Here is a 17050-nt window from a genome sequence, read left to right as displayed (position 1 = left end):
TCTTAAAGTCAGTATTTTATGAAATACTAGTATATGTTTTAGGAGTATGTGTAAATACTTCACAACTATCGGCAGTTACATATACACAATCTTCAATTCTAACACCGGCAACACCGGGAACATAAATACCTGGCTCAATAGAAAAACACATACCTTCCCGAATCACTAAATCGTTTCCTTCCATAATGGAAGGAAATTCATGTACGCTGCTTCCTAAACCGTGTCCTAATCGATGATTAAAATATTTACCGTAACCGGCATCAGTGATAATGTCTCTGGCGATTTTATCGAGTTCTCCAGCGGTTACCCCTGGTTTGACCGCTGCTATTGCCGCTTCATTCGCTTTTAAAACAATCTCATAGATTTCTCGAGCTTTTTCACTAGGTTCTCCGAAGGCAACAGTACGTGTCACGTCACTGGTATACCCATCGTGCACAACCCCTAAATCGAATAAAACAAGATCATTTTTTTGAATACGTCGATTTCCAGGAACACCATGTGGACTAGCAGCATTGTCTCCGGTTAATACCATTGTTTCAAAACTCATATTTTTGATACCCATTTTTTTTAATTCGTATTCAATTTCAGCTACGATTTCTTGTTCTTGAATACCTTCTTTAATCGCTTTAAACCCAATTTCTAAAGCTTTATCAGCCCATTTTCCAGCTTCACTCATTTTTTGTATTTCATCTTTTGTTTTGATTAATTTCATCCCTTGGATTTTAGGAGTAGCATCTGAAAAATTTACTTTAGGGAATACCATTTGCAATTGTTCTAGACGAGCAACAGTCAAAAACTCCTTTTCAATAGCTAAGGTTGTTAAAGATCCTGCCCGCTGTTCAACCGCTTGGCGAATCAATTCCCACGGGTTTTCATGGTCTAAGTAGTCAAATACATCATACTCCCATGCACTATTCAAAGCATCTTCTTTTTCTAAAGCTGGTACAAAAAGAAAAGGAGAAGCGTTTTTTAAAACCATCAGAGCTAAAATTCTTTCATGCGGTTCACTTTCGTAACCACTAAAGTAAGCTACGTTTCCTGGATCATTGATAAAAACTGCTTCTTTATTTTCTTCTTCCAACCATTCTTGCAATAGTTCTAATTGTTTTAACATTTTAATGACCTACTTTCTAGAGAACTTGTTTTTCTATCTTATTGTAGCATTAAAATAGGCCAGATAACTACTTTAAAAGAACAATTGAAACCGCTGTCTGAAAACAATTGTGAAATTTTCATGAAAATAAATATAAACCGCTTGCAATCTTATGATAGATTTGGTAGATTATACATATTGAAAAGTGAGATAAAAAAGTGAACAGAACTGAATTTAAAGGAGATACTTATAATGGAAAAACAAACAATTACAATCTATGATGTTGCTCGTGAAGCAAATGTTTCAATGGCAACTGTTTCTCGTGTTGTTAACGGCAACCCGAATGTAAAACCTACTACACGAAAAAAAGTTTTGGATGTTATTGATCGCTTGGATTATCGTCCAAATGCCGTAGCACGAGGTTTAGCAAGCAAGAAAACAACGACTGTAGGAGTTATTATACCAGACGTTACGAATCTGTATTTTTCTTCTTTAGCAAGAGGGATCGATGATATTGCAACTATGTACAAATACAATATTATTTTAGCTAACTCAGACCAAAACGATGTAAAAGAAGTTCAAGTGTTAAACACCTTACTTGCAAAACAAGTAGATGGAATCATCTACATGGGTCACAAAATCACAGATGAAATGAGAGCTGAATTTTCCCGTTCTAAAACCCCAGTTGTTTTAGCTGGAACTGTAGATCCTGATGATCAAATGGGCAGTGTAAACATTGATTACAAAAATGCGACAGAAGAAGTAGTCACAGAATTGATTAAATCCGGTAATGAAAGAATTGCTTTTGTTTCTGGGTTGCAAACTGAACCGATCAATGGTGTATATCGTTTAGCTGGATACAAAGAAGCATTAGAAAAAGCTAATATGGAATACGATGAAAGTTTAGTATTTGAATCAGAATATACATTTACTACTGGAGAAGAAGTCTTTACTAAGTTAGCTGAATCTGGTGCTACAGCTGCATTTGTTGGAGATGACGAATTAGCTGTAGGTATCTTGAATGGTGCACTGGACAGAGGCGTTAAAGTACCAGAAGATTTTGAAATTGTAACAGCAAATAATTCTAAATTGACTGAAATGACACGTCCAAAATTAAGTACTATTACTCAACCTCTATATGATATTGGTGCGGTAGCAATGAGACTGTTGACTAAATTGATGAATAAGGAAGAAACAGATGAAAAAACAATTGTCTTGCCTTATCATGTAGCTAATAGAGGAACGACTCGTTCAGAGAATTAATCATCCAAAAAAGCCGACCTTGGTAAATTCCAAGGTCGGCTTTTTCAGTTTAATCTACTCTTCGCTGTTTTCATCATCAGGAGATGTTTCTTCAGATTCCGTTTCGTTCTCTTCACTAGATGGTGGCTGAGCACCAGATCCAGCTTTTGATTTCCAAAAAGCATTTTGGATATGAGCTGGGCTACCAATTAAGAAATCATAAGTGGTCGTACCTGGAACTTTATCACTTGCAAAAATCTCTTGTTTCGTTTGCCCAGAAATAGATACTTTAGATCCATCTTGCAACCAACTGGAAGGAGTTGTGTTTGAATCTCTTTCTTCAAATTTTGCATATTGCAATTCTGACTGTTGGGCTGCTGCAACTGAACCAGCTGGGACTGTAATCTCCCCAGACTTCATACCAGTTTCAGCCAATATGGTATCTGTCACGATGCCTTCTGGTTGAACAAAGGTTTTATCCGTACCTATCAAAGTAGAATTATTTTCATACACAGCATTCATTAACCTAGCCCAAAAGTTGAGATTTCTTTTACTTGGGTGAACGCCGTTTTCAGTTTCGATGGAGATATTGTCTACGTCATAACCCATCCAAGTACTTAATGTTACTGTAGGGGTCATACCAATAAACCAAATATCTTCTCGATCATTAGATGTTCCGGTTTTTCCGGCAATATCTGCAGAGAAATTCAATAAATCTTCAGTACCTTTCACAGTACTGTTCTCCATAACTCCTCTAAGAATATCAACTGTCATATAAGCAGTTTCAGGAGTGAACACTTTTGTCGCTTCAGATTCATGTTGGTAGATCACTTCACCATTTTTGTTTTCAATTCGTTCAATAAGGAATGCATCAACATGGGTCCCTTTATTGGCTAATGTAGTATAAGCACTGGCCATTTCTACTATAGTTGGACCATAAGTTCTGCTGACAATCACACCTTCATCATTAACCTCTGTATTACCTGTACCGCCAAGAGCTAATGCAGCATTTTTGTATTCATTCGGATGAACAGCATCTGCACCAATTCCCATTAATGGCAGATATTCACCAGGAGCAGAGTTGTCTTCTAACATTTTTAAATAAATACGAGATGTAGGGATGTTCATGGAATTCACTAAAGATTCTCTGACAGAAACATTTTTACCTGAATAGACGTTTCCGACGTTTGTTACTTCTTTCCCTTCAATCCGTCCATTAGACCAGTTTGGCACGAATAAACGTGAATCCGACACCATACTTGCAGGTGTGATCAAACCATTTTCTAAAGCAGGAGCATAGACTAGTATCGGTTTTATGGTCGATCCGGGTTGTCTTTCTACGTATAATCCATGATTCAGCATATTGTCCATGTAATTTGTCCCACCGACAAAAGCAATGATTCGACCAGTTGCATTGTCTACCAGAGAAGAACCAACTTGGATATCCACCATTTTAGGAACAGATTCACCGGTTTTCGGATCTTCTTCCATTGGTTGGATATAAGAACCGCTGTCTTGATCATAAACGGCAGGAGCTTGTTTCGTTTGTCCTAAAGTAGGGCCATATTCAGAAGCCACTTTTTCTAATGCATCATGAATGGATTTATCAATAGTGGAATACACTTTATATCCATTTAGACGTAAATCATCGTCAGCTCGTTCATAGTACTGTTGGTACAAATCAGAGTCAGCATCAATTTCCTCTTTTGTATATCCGTCAGTCGTATAGAGCATTTCCATCACGATTGTACGAGCTTCTGTTTCCACAGCATCGTACGCGAAAGAATTTGTTTCTTGCTCGCTGTCTTGACGAAGAATGAAATCTTGTGTCAAGTCGTATTCACGTGCACTGCTGTATTCCTCTTCAGTAATATACCCCTCGCGGAACATACGGAACAATACTTCATTTTTTCGATTAAATCCGTTTGACTGATCTTCTTTCACTTCACCTGCATTTGTATAAGGGCTATAAGTGATTGGGTTTTGTGGAAGTCCTGCGATGAAAGCCGCTTGCGGAAGTGTGAGGTCTTTGGCAGTTACACCGAAGATACCTGTTGCAGCTTCCTGTACACCAGCGATATTTTGCCCCAAACTATTTCTGCCGAATGGGGAGACATTCAGGTAAGCCTGCAATATTTCTTCCTTGGAAAAATAATTTTCTACCCGAAAGGCAATCAAGATTTCATTTACTTTTCTTTCAAAGGTAACTTCAGGAGATAAAATTTGTTGTTTGACTAATTGTTGCGTCAAAGTGGATCCGCCTGAGGATACGCTAGATCCCAGTAATTGCTGTACCAGCGCACGCAATACCGCTTTTGGAACAACTCCAGGATGTTCCCAGAAGTATTCATCTTCTGTAGCAACGATACCGTTAAGGACGTCCTCAGAAATTTCGCTTAATGGAATATTAGTCCTTTTTAAATCAGACCTAAAATCACTGATTGTTTCTCCGCCAGCATAATACATAGTAGAGGTTTGTTCTACATTGCCAATGGCTAATTGCATTTCTTCATAATCAGGCGGCTCTTGTCCGGATACCAATGAAGCGAACAACCCCATTCCAGCTCCGCCTGCAAAAGCTCCACCAATAAGCAAAAGAATCGTAAGAATAATAACAAGATTTCTAGTCACGTTGTAAGCTACATTGAAACCAAAAACAGCTTTTCCTAAGAAGGTAGAGGATTTCTCATTGTCTTCAGAAGATACCTCTGTAGAATCCATATTCTCTTCATCAGCATAAGAAGCTTCATTTTCGACAGTCTGTTCGTTATTCTTTTTTCTTTCTTCCTGGAAGGCAGTCCACTTATTTTGCAAACTTTCCTTAGTAGAAGAAAAGAAAGCTCCTATTCTCGCTAAAAGAGCCAGACTAAATGTTTTAAATGAAAGCCAGCCTTTTTTTAACCCTTTTTTACACGAAAGATAAGTCCTTTTTACAGATGATCTTACTTTGGGATAAATTTCATCACTAAAAGTTTCCCAGCTCTTACGTATAAAACGGGCACTTTCTTGATAAACAGACTTTCCGGTTTGTGAAATCTTATCCCATAGAGAAGGACCATTATTATTTCCAGAATCGTTCAAATGTAAATCACCTCATAATCTATAAAGTATCGTTGCAAATTAGAATATAAAAAAAGGAAGTACAGTATTTCCCTATCTAAATCAGGTTCTTGTATCTTCCATATTGCTCCGCTCATTATACCAAATATAAAAAAAAAAGAAAATTTTTATCTTAATGACAAAAAATATAGTTGCTAAAAAGTGTTATTTTGTCAACTAAACGTTCAAAATTAAAAGAACTATTCAATAAGAATTAAAATAAGGCGGTACTAAAATGAGTTTGTTTTAATTTAGCGGTTGACATTCTCATTATCATTCCATTATACTAATAATATCAAATTTAGATTGCGAGTGATTCTTAATGAAAACACTGATAATAAAAGAACACATAAATCTGAATAATTTTTACTTTAGCTATTTTAGACGCTGTTTGTAGACATAAACATTATGGATGCAAACAGAACCAAGTTTGTGTCTATAGTGGCTAAAGCATTTTAGAATGTTTAAAAACCAGCCGCATAGATGAAAAAATCTAAGTGGCTGCTAAAAAAATCAATCAATAATGTATACGATTTGCACCTATTTAGATTTTTATCATCTAAATAGGTGCTTTTATTTTATTTAAAGAGAGGTGAGGAAAGAAAAATGTTGCATCAAATAAATAAAAAAAACTAGGGGGAAATGAAAATGAAAAAAACAACACAAATGAAAAAAGTAGTAGCAGGAGGAATCACTTTACTAGCTGGATTGGTATTAGCAGCTTGTGGTTCAGGTAGTTCGGCAGATGATGGCTCAATCGATATAGGAGTCCTGCAGTTTATGGAACACGAATCATTAAGTTCAGCTCGTAAAGGTTTTTTAGCTGAATTAGAGGATGCAGGCTACAAAGAAGGAGAAAACTTAACAGTCGACTACCAAAATGCTCAAGGAGATCAAGCGAACCTTCAAAGTATGAGTCAGCAATTGGTAGGAGAAAACGATGTTATTTTGTCTATTGCGACTCCAGCAGCTCAGTCATTAGCTAATGAAACAAGTGGAGACCCGATCCTTTTCACAGCTGTTACGGATGCTGTTGATGCAGGATTAGTCGACAGTAATGAAGCTCCAGGACGCAACATTACGGGAACAAGCGATATGGTTCCCATTGAAGAACAAATAGCACTTCTGCTTTCACTTACACCTGAAGCAGAATCGATCGGAATTATTTATAACGCTGGAGAACCCAATTCAGAGATTCAAGCAAACTTAGCTATAGAAGCTTTAGAAGCTGAAGGAGTTACTGTTGAAGTGTTAACGGTGGCCTCAACAAATGATGTACAGCAAGTATTGACAACTTTAGCACAAGATGTAGACGGATTATATATTCCAACAGACAACACACTGGCCAGTACAGCAGCAACTGTAGGAAATATTGCCATCGAATATCAATTGCCGGTTGTTGCTGGATCAGCTGAACAAGTAGAAGCTGGAGGGTTGGCAACATATGGGATCAATTATGAAGATTTAGGACGGCAAACAGCAAAAATGGCCCTGAAAATTATTGAAGAAGATGCTGATCCAGCAGATATCGCTGTTGAAACTTCTGATAGTTTGGAATTAGTTGTCAATAAAGAAATGGCAGAAGCATTAGGTATCGATCCGGATAGTATTGTATTGCCAGAATAAAACAATTTGCGGTTGTAAATGAAGGAGCGGTAAAAATTAATGGATATTTTATTATCAAGTGCGTCCCAAGGCTTATTGTGGTCAGTGATGGCGATAGGAGTTTATTTAAATGTTCGAATCTTGAATATTACTGATTTGACAGCGGAAGGTAGTTTCCCATTAGGAGCAGCTATTACAGCGACTTTAATTGTCAACAGGGTTCCACCATGGATAGCCGTATTGTGTGCCTTGGTTAGTGGTATGTTGGCTGGAGTCATATCAGCATTGCTGCACACCAAATTGAAAATCCCTTCTTTGATTTCTGGAATCATTACGATGACAGGGCTTTATTCGATTAATTTAAGGGTTATGGGAAAAGCCAATGTCAATTTGTTAGGTGAACCGACTTTGATGAGAACAGTAGAATCGTGGGGCGTAGGGACAAAGCTGTCTACTTTTGTAGTAGGTGGAATCGTAGTAATTCTTGTCATTCTATGTTTAAAAGTCTTTTACAGTACAGAAACAGGATTGGCAATTCGTTCAACAGGGGACAATCCAGAGATGAGTGAAGCAAACGGGATCAATACCGATAAAATGGAAATCATCTCTTATATGTTATGTAATGGATTGATTGCCATGTCAGGTGGATTGATTGCTCAAGACAATGGATTTGCAGATATCAGTAGCGGTATCGGGACGATTGTTATCGCATTAGCTTCTATTATTATTGGGGAAGTCATTTTCCGAAATATGACATTTGCTAAACGATTGATGACTATCGTTATAGGTTCTATTCTGTATCGTTTGATGCTGTCGTTAGTACTAGAAATGAACGTTGATCCGCAAGACCTGAAATTATTCTCTGCATTACTGCTGATTGCAGCTTTAGCCTCTCCCCTAGTTAAACTGCCAGGAAAATCGAGAAAAAATATTCGTCCACAGAATAAGAAGGGAGCCGAAGTTTTATGAGACCTGTTTTAGAAATGAAAAATATCCATAAAAGTTTTGAAATGGGTACAGTGAATGAGAACCACGTGTTAAAAGGGATCGATTTGACGATAAACGAAGGAGATTTTATCACGATTATTGGAGGAAATGGAGCCGGAAAATCTACCTTAATGAACAGTATTGCAGGAAGTTTTATGGTAGATGAAGGCACGATTCTGTTAGATGAAAAAGACATCACCAAAGAGCCGACAATGAAGAGAGCTAAATATATTGGCCGCGTATTTCAAGATCCTCGTATGGGAACAGCTTCTCGTTTAACTATAGAAGAAAACATGGCAGTTGCTTGGAAGAGAGGAAAAAAACGCGGGTTTGGAGTAGGAGTAAAAGAAGAGCAACGTGAACTGTTTCAAGAAGCCTTGAAACGATTGGGGTTAGGACTGGAAAAACGAATGAAAATGGAAATTGGATTGTTATCAGGCGGACAGCGTCAAGCCGTTACGCTGTTGATGGCTAGTTTGGTAACCCCTAAATTATTATTATTGGATGAACACACTGCTGCTTTAGATCCAAAAACCAGTCAAATGGTATTGAACTTGACCAATAAAATTATTCAGGAAGAAAACTTGACGGCTTTAATGATCACACATAATATGGAACAAGCTATTCAATATGGAAATCGATTGATCATGTTGAATGAAGGACATATTGTGGTGGACATTACGGGAGAAGAAAAACAACAGTTAACCATTCCAGGTCTACTGGAATTATTCCATAAAAACAGCGGTAGTGTGTTGAATGAAGATGCCTTAATACTCAGTTAGAAGAAACCACTAAAAAAGGTATTTGTGTAAGAATTGTTCTCTTATACGAATACCTCTTTTTTGTTTTTTTTTAAGTCTCTTTGATGGATTTTTTGTTGTGACGGTTTACAATTAAAGGAGAAACAAAAAAGGAATTCAATCCCCTTTTTTATTCAGTAGAATAGTAGGAGGTCGAAAAATGTTTGTCACTATAGGGATCAAATTATTAGTTGGATTAGTTGGTTTGTTGATTGTTATGCGGACGTTAGGGAAAAAAGCCATGTCTGAAATCACCCCCTTTGATTTGATTTATACACTCGTTTTAGGAGGGATACTTGAAGAGTCCATTTATGATGATGCTGTCCATGCTGGACATATTTTATTTGCTTTAGCTGTTTGGGGAATGTTGATTTATGGGATAGAAGTATTTGTCCAGAAAAATGATGAAATCAATCATATCGTTAAAGGGAAACCCAGCGTTCTTATTCAAAATGGCCAATTGAATGAAGAGGAACTAGGGAAAAATCACATGGAGATGGAACAGTTACGTGCATTGCTGAGAAGTCAAAATTGTTTTTCTTTGGAAGAAGCCCGTTACGTTATCCTAGAGACGGGTGGAGAAGTGAGCGTGATGAAAAAATCTGACGTAGAGTCTATTTTGACCGTCTTACTGATTGATGAAGGCCAGATGGAGGAAAAGACGCTCAAAAGCATTGGAAAAGAAAAAAACTGGTTGTTGGAAGAACTGTCGAATGCTGGATATCCAGATCCTGAAAAAATTATCTATGCTGAATGGTCTCAAGAAAATGGATTATACGTTGTTCCTTATTCACAAATCGTTCACCAGTCATTGCATATAGATGGATAAATGAAAAAAGATGGCTATAAAAAAGGAGAGTTTAACATGCAAAAGATAGTGCCACATCTTTGGTTTGATAAAGAAGCTGTAGAAGCAGCCGAATTTTACACCTCTTTGTTTGAAGATTCAACAATAGATTCTGTTGTTCAACTTCATGGGACCCCTGCTGGCGATTCGGACACCGTATCGTTAACATTACAGGGACAAGATTTCATGTTTATCTCAGCAGGGCCCATTTTCCAATTAAATCCGTCTATTTCCCTCATGGTGAATTGTACTACGAAAGAAGAAATCAATCATCTATGGAAAGCTTTATCAATAAAAGGGACAGTCTTAATGGATTTAGGCAACTATCCTTTTAATGAGTGGTATGGCTGGATAAATGACCGCTATGGTGTTTCATGGCAGCTATTTTATGCAAATCAGCCGTTTGAGCAAAAAATCGTTCCTAATTTGATGTATGCTGGTGAACAAGCTGGAAGAGCAAAAGAAGCTATTGATTTTTACACGTCTCTATTTGAAAACAGTAAAGTAGAAAACGTTTCTTACTATGATCCTAAAGAGAATCCTGAACAAGACGGTATGCTGCAGTATGCATCATTTACTTTGGCAGGAAAGGAATTTTCAGCGATGGATAGTGTGGAAGCACATGCGTTTAAATTCAATGAAGCTTTTTCGATATTAGTGAATTGTGATACGCAAGAGGAAATCGACTTCTTGTGGAACAAACTTTCTGTAGTTCCTGAAGCAGAACAATGCGGGTGGCTGACAGACCGCTTTGGTGTATCTTGGCAAATTTCTCCAAGTATTTTAGAGGACTTGATGGACACTAAAGATGAGGAACAAAAGCAACGCGTCACAGATGCCTTTTTGCAAATGAAAAAAATGGATATTGCTGAATTGGAAAAAGCTTATAAAGGATAGTAAAGATTTGGCTAGATTCACTAAAGAGTCGATACTATGAAAAAAGCCGTCTGGTGCAAATGAGCTTTGCGTCAGACGGCTTTTTTTGATTGGTCAAATGTTCTTTCCTTTTTAAACTGTTTCAGGCAATTTTTCGCTGATAGCTGCTAAACGTTCGGCAACTTCTTCACGACTTAAATGGTGTTCTTTGACATAGCGGTTTTCTGGAGAAATACGACATTCATGAGAACAACCGCGTAAATGTTTGTGTTCATTTTCTTCAGAGGTAATAATTTGGCGGTTGCATTTTGGATCGCCACAGTTCACATAACGTTCGCAAGGAGTTCCGTCAAACCAGTCTTTTCCTATAACCACGTGTTCTTTACGGTTGATTGGGACACTGATGCGTTCGTCAAATACGTACATTTTTCCATCCCATAAGTCTCCTTGAACTTCTGGGTCGGTGCCGTAAGTGTGAATTCCGCCATGCAATTGGGCAACATCTTCGAAGCCCTCTTTTAATAACCAGCCGGAGAATTTTTCACATCGAATTCCACCTGTACAGTAAGTAACTACTTTTTTATCCATAAATTGTTCTTTGTTTTCACGAATCCATTCTGGTAAATCACGGAAATTTTTAATGTCTGGACGTACAGCGCCTCTAAAATGACCTAAGTCAAATTCATAGTCATTCCGAGCATCGATGACAACTGTATTTTCGTCCAACAAGGCTTCACGGAATTCTTTTGGCTCTAAGTATTTCCCTGTAGTTTCATTAGGATCCACATCATCTTCCAAATTTAATGAGACAATCTCTGGACGGTAACGAACATGCATTTTTTTAAATGCGTGACCTTCAGAGGGATCTATTTTGAAGACCATATCTGAAAAACGGTCATCAGCACGCATAGTATCCATATAGCGTTGAGTAGCCTCAATAGTACCGGAAACAGTACCGTTGATACCTTCTTCAGACACTAGAATTCTTCCTTTTAATTCGTTATCTTTACAAAAAGCAAGGTGTTGACGTCTAAATTCTTCTGGCTCTTCGATAGTAGTGTATTTATAATAAAGTAGTACTCGATAATCCATAGTCAATGTTATAACCTCCAAAATATTCACTAAACAATAGGCAAAAACGGTTTACCTATATAAGTCTGCTATTCTAGCAACACATTATACACCATATAAAGAAATAAAATCAAGGACTTGGAAAAAGTGATGAAAAAAAGACATATAAGCAGAAATTCTTAAAAGTAGAGGAAGAAGGAATGAAGATGAAACGATGTTCTTGGGCAAAAACAGATTTGCTGAAAGCGTACCACGATAAAGAATGGGGAAAACCATTGCATGATGATGCAAAATTATTTGAACTGCTGATCCTTGAAACCATGCAAGCAGGATTAAGTTGGGAAACCGTCCTTAAAAAGAGAGAGAACTATCGTCAAGCTATTGATGATTTCAATCCAGATATTATCAAAGACTATACTATAGAAAAACAAGCCCAACTTTTAGAAAGTCCTGATATTATTCGCAATCGGTTAAAAGTGAAATCTATTGTGACAAATGCAAAAGCTCTTATTGAAGTTCAAAAAGAATGGGGCTCATTTAATCACTATTTATGGAGCTATGTAGATGGACAACCAATTGATCATCAAATTAGGGATGAGTCAGAAGTGCCGACACAAAACGAATTGTCACAAAAATTATCGAAAGATTTAAAGAAAAAAGGATTTTCCTTTGTGGGTCCAACCGTTTGTTATGCGTATATGCAAGCTGCTGGCTTGATGAATGATCATCATATAGAGTGTGCGTTTAAGTAGTTTGGGAGAAAAGCAATAAAAAAGGAAAATAAAAGTTTTTTTTTGATGGAGTTGTGACTGAATTTCGACAAATGAGCTGTTAATCATTCTGTAATATTGACGTTACATTGCTGATATATAAGGTATGCTATACTTCGTTTATCGTAAAAAGGATTCCAGAAGGATACCTTGACTTTGAAAGAAGTAAAACAACCGTTGGAGGAGAAGATTCTGTGAAAAAGAAATTTGTAACTATCGCATTATTAGGAACGATGACATTTAGCTCCCTTATTTTACCAACTCAAGTCGCAGCTGAACAATACACTGATAAGATTGAAGAAGCTCAAAAAGAAGCTGAAAATACTCAATTATTGATCAATGAAAAAAATACTCAATTAAACCAAATTCAATCTCAAGTTTCTACAACTGAAAGTGAATTAAAAACTATTACAAATAATATCACCAATAATGAAGAAAAAACTGCTGCACTAGCCAAAGATATTGAAGCAGCTCAAAAAGAAATGCAAACATTAAAAGATGAAATCGAAGTGCTGGAAGCAAAAATAGCTGAACGAAATGAAAAGTTAAAAGAACAAGCACGAACAGTTCAAACTAGTGGATACAGTCAAAATTACATAGATTTTATCCTTGAATCAGAATCTTTAGCCGATATCATCGGAAGAATTGATGTAGTAACAGACTTAGTAGATGCAAATAAAAGTTTAGTTCAAGAACAAATTGCCGATCAAGAAGCTGTAGTAAAGAAAACTGAACAAACAGAACAAAAGATCAACCAACAAAATGCAATTGCTATGGAATTAGAGCAAACTCGTTCAGAAATGGATCAACAATTACTAGAAAAAGAAGTGTTGGTTGCTCAATTAGCTATGGAAAAGGCCACTACTGAAGAAGATATTTCTGCATTCCTTGCTCAAAAAGAAGCTGCTGAACAAGAAGTCGCTCAATTTACGAGCATTCAAGCAGAAGCAGAAGCTCAATTACAAAAAGAAGAAGAAGAGCGTCTTGCTGCTGAAGCTGAAGAAGCAGCGCAAATTGCAGCCGCTGAGCAAGAAGAAAGTACAGCTAGTTCTGAAGAGACTGTTCAAGAAGAGTCTGTTGCAGCGACTGTATCAGAAACAACTGAAGCCGTGAATACAGAATCAAATGCAAGTTCAACTACAGAAACTGCATCTCCATCTTCTCAAAATAACAATCAAGCAAGCCAAGCAGCAGCTCAAAAAGCTGAAGCTCAAGAAAAGGCACAAGCTGAAAGAGAACAGCAAGCTAAAGAACAAAGAGAGCGCGAAAAAGCACAACAAGCAGCTCAAAAAGCAAAAGAAGAAGCTGAGAAGGAAAAAGAACAAGAAAAAGCACCAGTGGTATCCAGCGGAAGTGTATTACAAGTTGCTGGCAGCCTAACTGGTCAAGGAATACCTTATCGCTGGGGTGGAAAGTCAACTAGTGGATTCGATTGTTCTGGATTTACGCAATATGTTTTTGCAAAAGCCGGAAAATCTATTCCAAGTAACTCAAGAGCTCAATATACTTCATCAACTAAAGTAACAAGCCCTCAACCAGGAGACTTAGTATTCTTTAGTAACAATGGCAGTCCAAGTGGAATCTTCCATGTAACTATTTATACAGGTAATGGAAGTATGGTTGGATCTCAATCAAGCACTGGTCCAGCTTATGTAAGCAACTTCAAATCTAATGTATATTGGGGTAATTTCACAGTATTCTATGGTAGATATTAAAATAGAGCTAAATAATATGTAAAAAAGAGACGTATAAAAAGAAGAGTTTAAAACTTCTTTTTATGCGTCTTTTCTAGCATTAAAGTAGCTATACAAATCTAAAATGCGTAAAATAGAATTATACAAGTTTTGAAATGATAAATGAGGTGATGTGAATGGGTGAAGCAGTATTGATCGTAAATCCTTCATCGGGTAATGAACAAGCTGAAAATTTAGCAGGTGCAGTTGAAAAAAAATTATCAGGGATCTATGATAAAGTAACCGTTAAGTTTACGGAAAAAGGCGGAGATGCTGCTTACTTTGCCAGAACAGCAGCTGAGGAAGGGATAGCAGCTGTTTTTGTAATGGGGGGAGATGGGACAGTAAATGAAGGCATAAATGGATTAGCAGAACAAGAATATAGGCCCGACTTTAGTTTTATTCCTTTAGGAACAGTAAATGATTTAGCCAGAGCATTAGGGATTCCTCTAGATCCTGAAGAAGCAATCGCTCGGTTGGATACTTTAGAGAGAAAACAGTTGGATATTGGTAAAATCAATGACCATTATTTTGCGAATGTTGTGGCTATTGGGTCTATTCCAAAAGCAGTACAAGGGGTCGATGTAGAACAAAAGACTAAACTAGGGCCTTTAGCTTATTTTTTAGAAGGAACAAAAGCTCTTAGTACTAATGAAGCTTACACTTTTGAATTGGATTTGGATGAAGAAAAAATTTTGCAAGAATCTATTCTGGTCTTAGTAGCTCTAACCAATTCAGTAGGAGGATTTGAGTCATTATTGCCTAATGCAAGTACAGATGATGGGTATTTGCATTTGTTGGCATTAAAAGGAAAAACAGTTATCGATAAGCTGAAAGTGATTCCAAAAATATTTACTGGTAAAGCAATTGAGGATGAAAAAGTTATTTACCGAAAATTTAAAACAGGAACGATCCAAATAAAGGAAACGAAAGAATTAGTAGCAAATGTCGATGGTGACGAAGGTGATTCTTTACCTCTGACATTGCAAGTATTGCCGCAGCATTTAACGGTATTGGTACCTAAATCTTCAAATAAGGCTACTGAAAAAAAATAAAACTAAGACCACCTATCAAGAAATAGCTTGATAGGTGGTCTTAGTTTTTATTTAAAACATTATTTTAGATAACGTTCGGTCAATTCCAAGAAAGTTTCCACATCTTGTTTCACTAAAGAAATACCTGCTTGCCAAAAGTCTGGTTTTGTTAAATCGACATTCAGGTGTTTTTGAGCTAATTCTTCAGTGGTCATACGGCCAGTATCTCTCAGTAAGCCGATGTATTTATCTTCAAAACCTGCTCCATCTTCTACAGAGCTGTTGTAAATACCTAAGCTGAACAGGTATCCAAAAGTGTATGGGAAGTTGTAGAAAGAAACATCTGAGATATAAAAGTGCAATTTACTGGCCCAGAAAGTAGGGTGATAATTGCTTAGAGCACCTTGATAAGCTTCTTTTTGAGCTTCTTTCATTAATTCTGAAATGCGTTCATCAGTTACGATACCTTGTTGTCTTTCTTCATAAAAATGAGATTCAAACAAGAAACGAGCATGGATGTTCAAGAACATGGCTAAAGCGTTTTGCATTTTGCTGTCTAATAATGTTATTTTATCTTCTTTTGTTTTAGCATCTTTGACCGTAGCATCTGAAACGACGAGTTCTGCAAATGTAGAAGCTGTTTCAGCAACATTCATGGCATATTGTTGGTTCATTGCCGGCAGATCTTTCATCACATCGCTATGGAAAGCATGGCCTAATTCATGAGCAAGGGTAGCTACTTCATTAGCAGATTCAGAATACGTCATAAAAATACGTGATTCTTTGCTTTCTGGAAGACTTGAACAATAACCGCCGGGAGCTTTTCCAGGACGATCTTCCACCTCAATCCATTGATTATCGAAGGCTTGTTGAGCAAAATCAGCCATTTTAGGACTAAATTTACGGAAGTTTTCTACTACGAAATCAGCACCTTCATCATAAGGATATTTTTTCGGTTTAGCATCTCCGACAATAACAGGAGCTTCGATATCTTGCCAAGCTAACTGATTTTTTCCTAATAATTGAGCTTTCCGATTTAAGTAGTCGACAAAAGGTTGTTTGTTATCGCTAATAGCTTTCCACATAGCGTCCAACGTCTCACGTTTCATACGGTTGTATTCCAACGGTTTCTTTAAAAAATCTGTAATACCGTGTGCTTTATAATTCGCTAAACGGAACCCAGACAAGTGATTCAACGTGTCAGAAAACAGAGCAGATTGTGAACTCCATGCTTTTTCCCAATTTTCAAAGAGCTGTTCACGAACGGCTGGATCTGGATCGCCGTACATTTTATTCTGTGCTTGTCCAGCTGACAAGTAAATAATTGTTCCATCTTTTTCCTTAAAAGGGATTTCTATTTGAGCTACTAGAGAATCATAGTGATTGCTCCAACCTTGAAAACCATCGATGGATAAATCATTGATCAACTTTTCTTCTTGTTCACTTAAGAGGTCTTTTCCCTCCGACCGTGTTTCACTCAAAACGAATTCAACAGGCTTAAAAGCAGGTAATTGAATCAATTGCGCCCAATCCGTATCAGAAATTTGTACAAATTTTTTCGTCAAGATAGTTTGAGCTGTTTGATAGCGACTTGTAACAGCGAAAATCTTTCCAAATAAAGCTCCCGCTTGTTTATTGTTGACGTCTTCTGAACGAAGAGCTTCAATAAAGGTATAAGTTTGTGAGATTCCATCCATTAAAGCATTCTGTACCTTCAATAATTTTTCTAAGGCCGTGTAGTTAGGGCTGTCTGCCTCTGGATTCCATTCTTTAGCAGAGTTGGTTAGTTCAGTTGCTTGTTTGTCTAATAAAGCTAATTTGTCTTGTAATGCAGCAGATTCGCTTCCTCCAGGGAAAATAGATTCTAAGTCCCAAGTTAAACTGTATTTCATA

The 17050-nt window shown here is 37.1% G+C and carries 13 protein-coding genes; 9 read left to right on the top strand and 4 right to left on the bottom strand.

From position 1 onward, the window contains the following. Positions 1-16 precede the first annotated feature (16 nt). Positions 17-1114, bottom strand: coding sequence for an aminopeptidase P family protein (locus ACEN36_RS05140; protein WP_407095645.1), 1098 nt, complete (start codon positions 1112-1114; stop codon positions 17-19). A 231-nt stretch (positions 1115-1345) separates the two neighbouring features. Between ACEN36_RS05140 and ccpA the strand changes: the two genes are divergently transcribed. Then, complete coding sequence (gene ccpA, locus ACEN36_RS05135; RefSeq protein ID WP_407102783.1) at positions 1346-2356, top strand: catabolite control protein A; 1011 nt, start codon at positions 1346-1348, stop codon at positions 2354-2356. A gap of 54 nt (positions 2357-2410) precedes the next feature. Here the strand turns inward: ccpA and ACEN36_RS05130 are convergent, their stop codons facing one another. Next, entirely contained in the window at positions 2411-5416 is a 3006-nt protein-coding gene (locus ACEN36_RS05130; protein ID WP_407102784.1) for a transglycosylase domain-containing protein, read from the bottom strand. Between the two features lie 666 nt (positions 5417-6082). Here ACEN36_RS05130 and ACEN36_RS05125 point away from each other — a divergent pair. The 5 genes from ACEN36_RS05125 to ACEN36_RS05105 all read left to right on the top strand — a co-directional run bounded on the left by ACEN36_RS05125 (position 6083) and on the right by ACEN36_RS05105 (position 10570). After that, a complete protein-coding gene (locus ACEN36_RS05125; RefSeq protein WP_407102785.1) occupies positions 6083-7060 on the top strand; it encodes an ABC transporter substrate binding protein in 978 nt (325 codons plus the stop codon). A gap of 39 nt (positions 7061-7099) precedes the next feature. Further along, positions 7100-8008: an ABC transporter permease gene (locus ACEN36_RS05120; RefSeq protein WP_407102786.1), complete on the top strand. Its 909-nt coding sequence runs from the start codon at positions 7100-7102 to the stop codon at positions 8006-8008. Then, positions 8005-8808 (top strand): ABC transporter ATP-binding protein, encoded by an 804-nt coding sequence (locus ACEN36_RS05115; protein ID WP_407095650.1) that lies wholly within the window; start codon positions 8005-8007, stop codon positions 8806-8808. The genes ACEN36_RS05120 and ACEN36_RS05115 overlap by 4 nt, the downstream gene beginning before the upstream one ends. A gap of 178 nt (positions 8809-8986) precedes the next feature. Further along, positions 8987-9655, top strand: coding sequence for a DUF421 domain-containing protein (locus ACEN36_RS05110; protein WP_407095651.1), 669 nt, complete (start codon positions 8987-8989; stop codon positions 9653-9655). A 36-nt stretch (positions 9656-9691) separates the two neighbouring features. Next, a complete protein-coding gene (locus ACEN36_RS05105; RefSeq protein ID WP_407102787.1) occupies positions 9692-10570 on the top strand; it encodes a VOC family protein in 879 nt (292 codons plus the stop codon). Positions 10571-10681: 111 nt separating this feature from the next. On the opposite strand, the gene ACEN36_RS05100 is transcribed toward ACEN36_RS05105, so the two are convergent. Continuing rightward, complete coding sequence (locus ACEN36_RS05100) at positions 10682-11641, bottom strand: rhodanese-related sulfurtransferase (protein WP_407095781.1); 960 nt, start codon at positions 11639-11641, stop codon at positions 10682-10684. A gap of 185 nt (positions 11642-11826) precedes the next feature. Between ACEN36_RS05100 and ACEN36_RS05095 the strand changes: the two genes are divergently transcribed. The 3 genes from ACEN36_RS05095 to ACEN36_RS05085 all read left to right on the top strand — a co-directional run bounded on the left by ACEN36_RS05095 (position 11827) and on the right by ACEN36_RS05085 (position 15178). Next, positions 11827-12372: a DNA-3-methyladenine glycosylase I gene (locus ACEN36_RS05095; protein WP_407102791.1), complete on the top strand. Its 546-nt coding sequence runs from the start codon at positions 11827-11829 to the stop codon at positions 12370-12372. Between the two features lie 212 nt (positions 12373-12584). Next, positions 12585-14105 (top strand): NlpC/P60 family protein, encoded by a 1521-nt coding sequence (locus tag ACEN36_RS05090; protein ID WP_407095653.1) that lies wholly within the window; start codon positions 12585-12587, stop codon positions 14103-14105. Positions 14106-14260: 155 nt separating this feature from the next. After that, positions 14261-15178 (top strand): diacylglycerol/lipid kinase family protein, encoded by a 918-nt coding sequence (locus ACEN36_RS05085; RefSeq protein WP_407095654.1) that lies wholly within the window; start codon positions 14261-14263, stop codon positions 15176-15178. Between the two features lie 59 nt (positions 15179-15237). On the opposite strand, the gene ACEN36_RS05080 is transcribed toward ACEN36_RS05085, so the two are convergent. Then, positions 15238-17049 (bottom strand): M3 family oligoendopeptidase, encoded by a 1812-nt coding sequence (locus ACEN36_RS05080; RefSeq protein ID WP_407095655.1) that lies wholly within the window; start codon positions 17047-17049, stop codon positions 15238-15240. Position 17050 lies beyond the last annotated feature (1 nt).

Origin of the sequence: Desemzia sp. FAM 23989, from assembly GCF_045528345.1 — a bacterium.
In the GTDB taxonomy this organism is placed as follows: domain Bacteria; phylum Bacillota; class Bacilli; order Lactobacillales; family Carnobacteriaceae; genus Desemzia.
The sequence above is the reverse complement of the archived record's forward strand: the minus strand, read 5'-3'. Positions and strand labels throughout refer to the sequence as shown.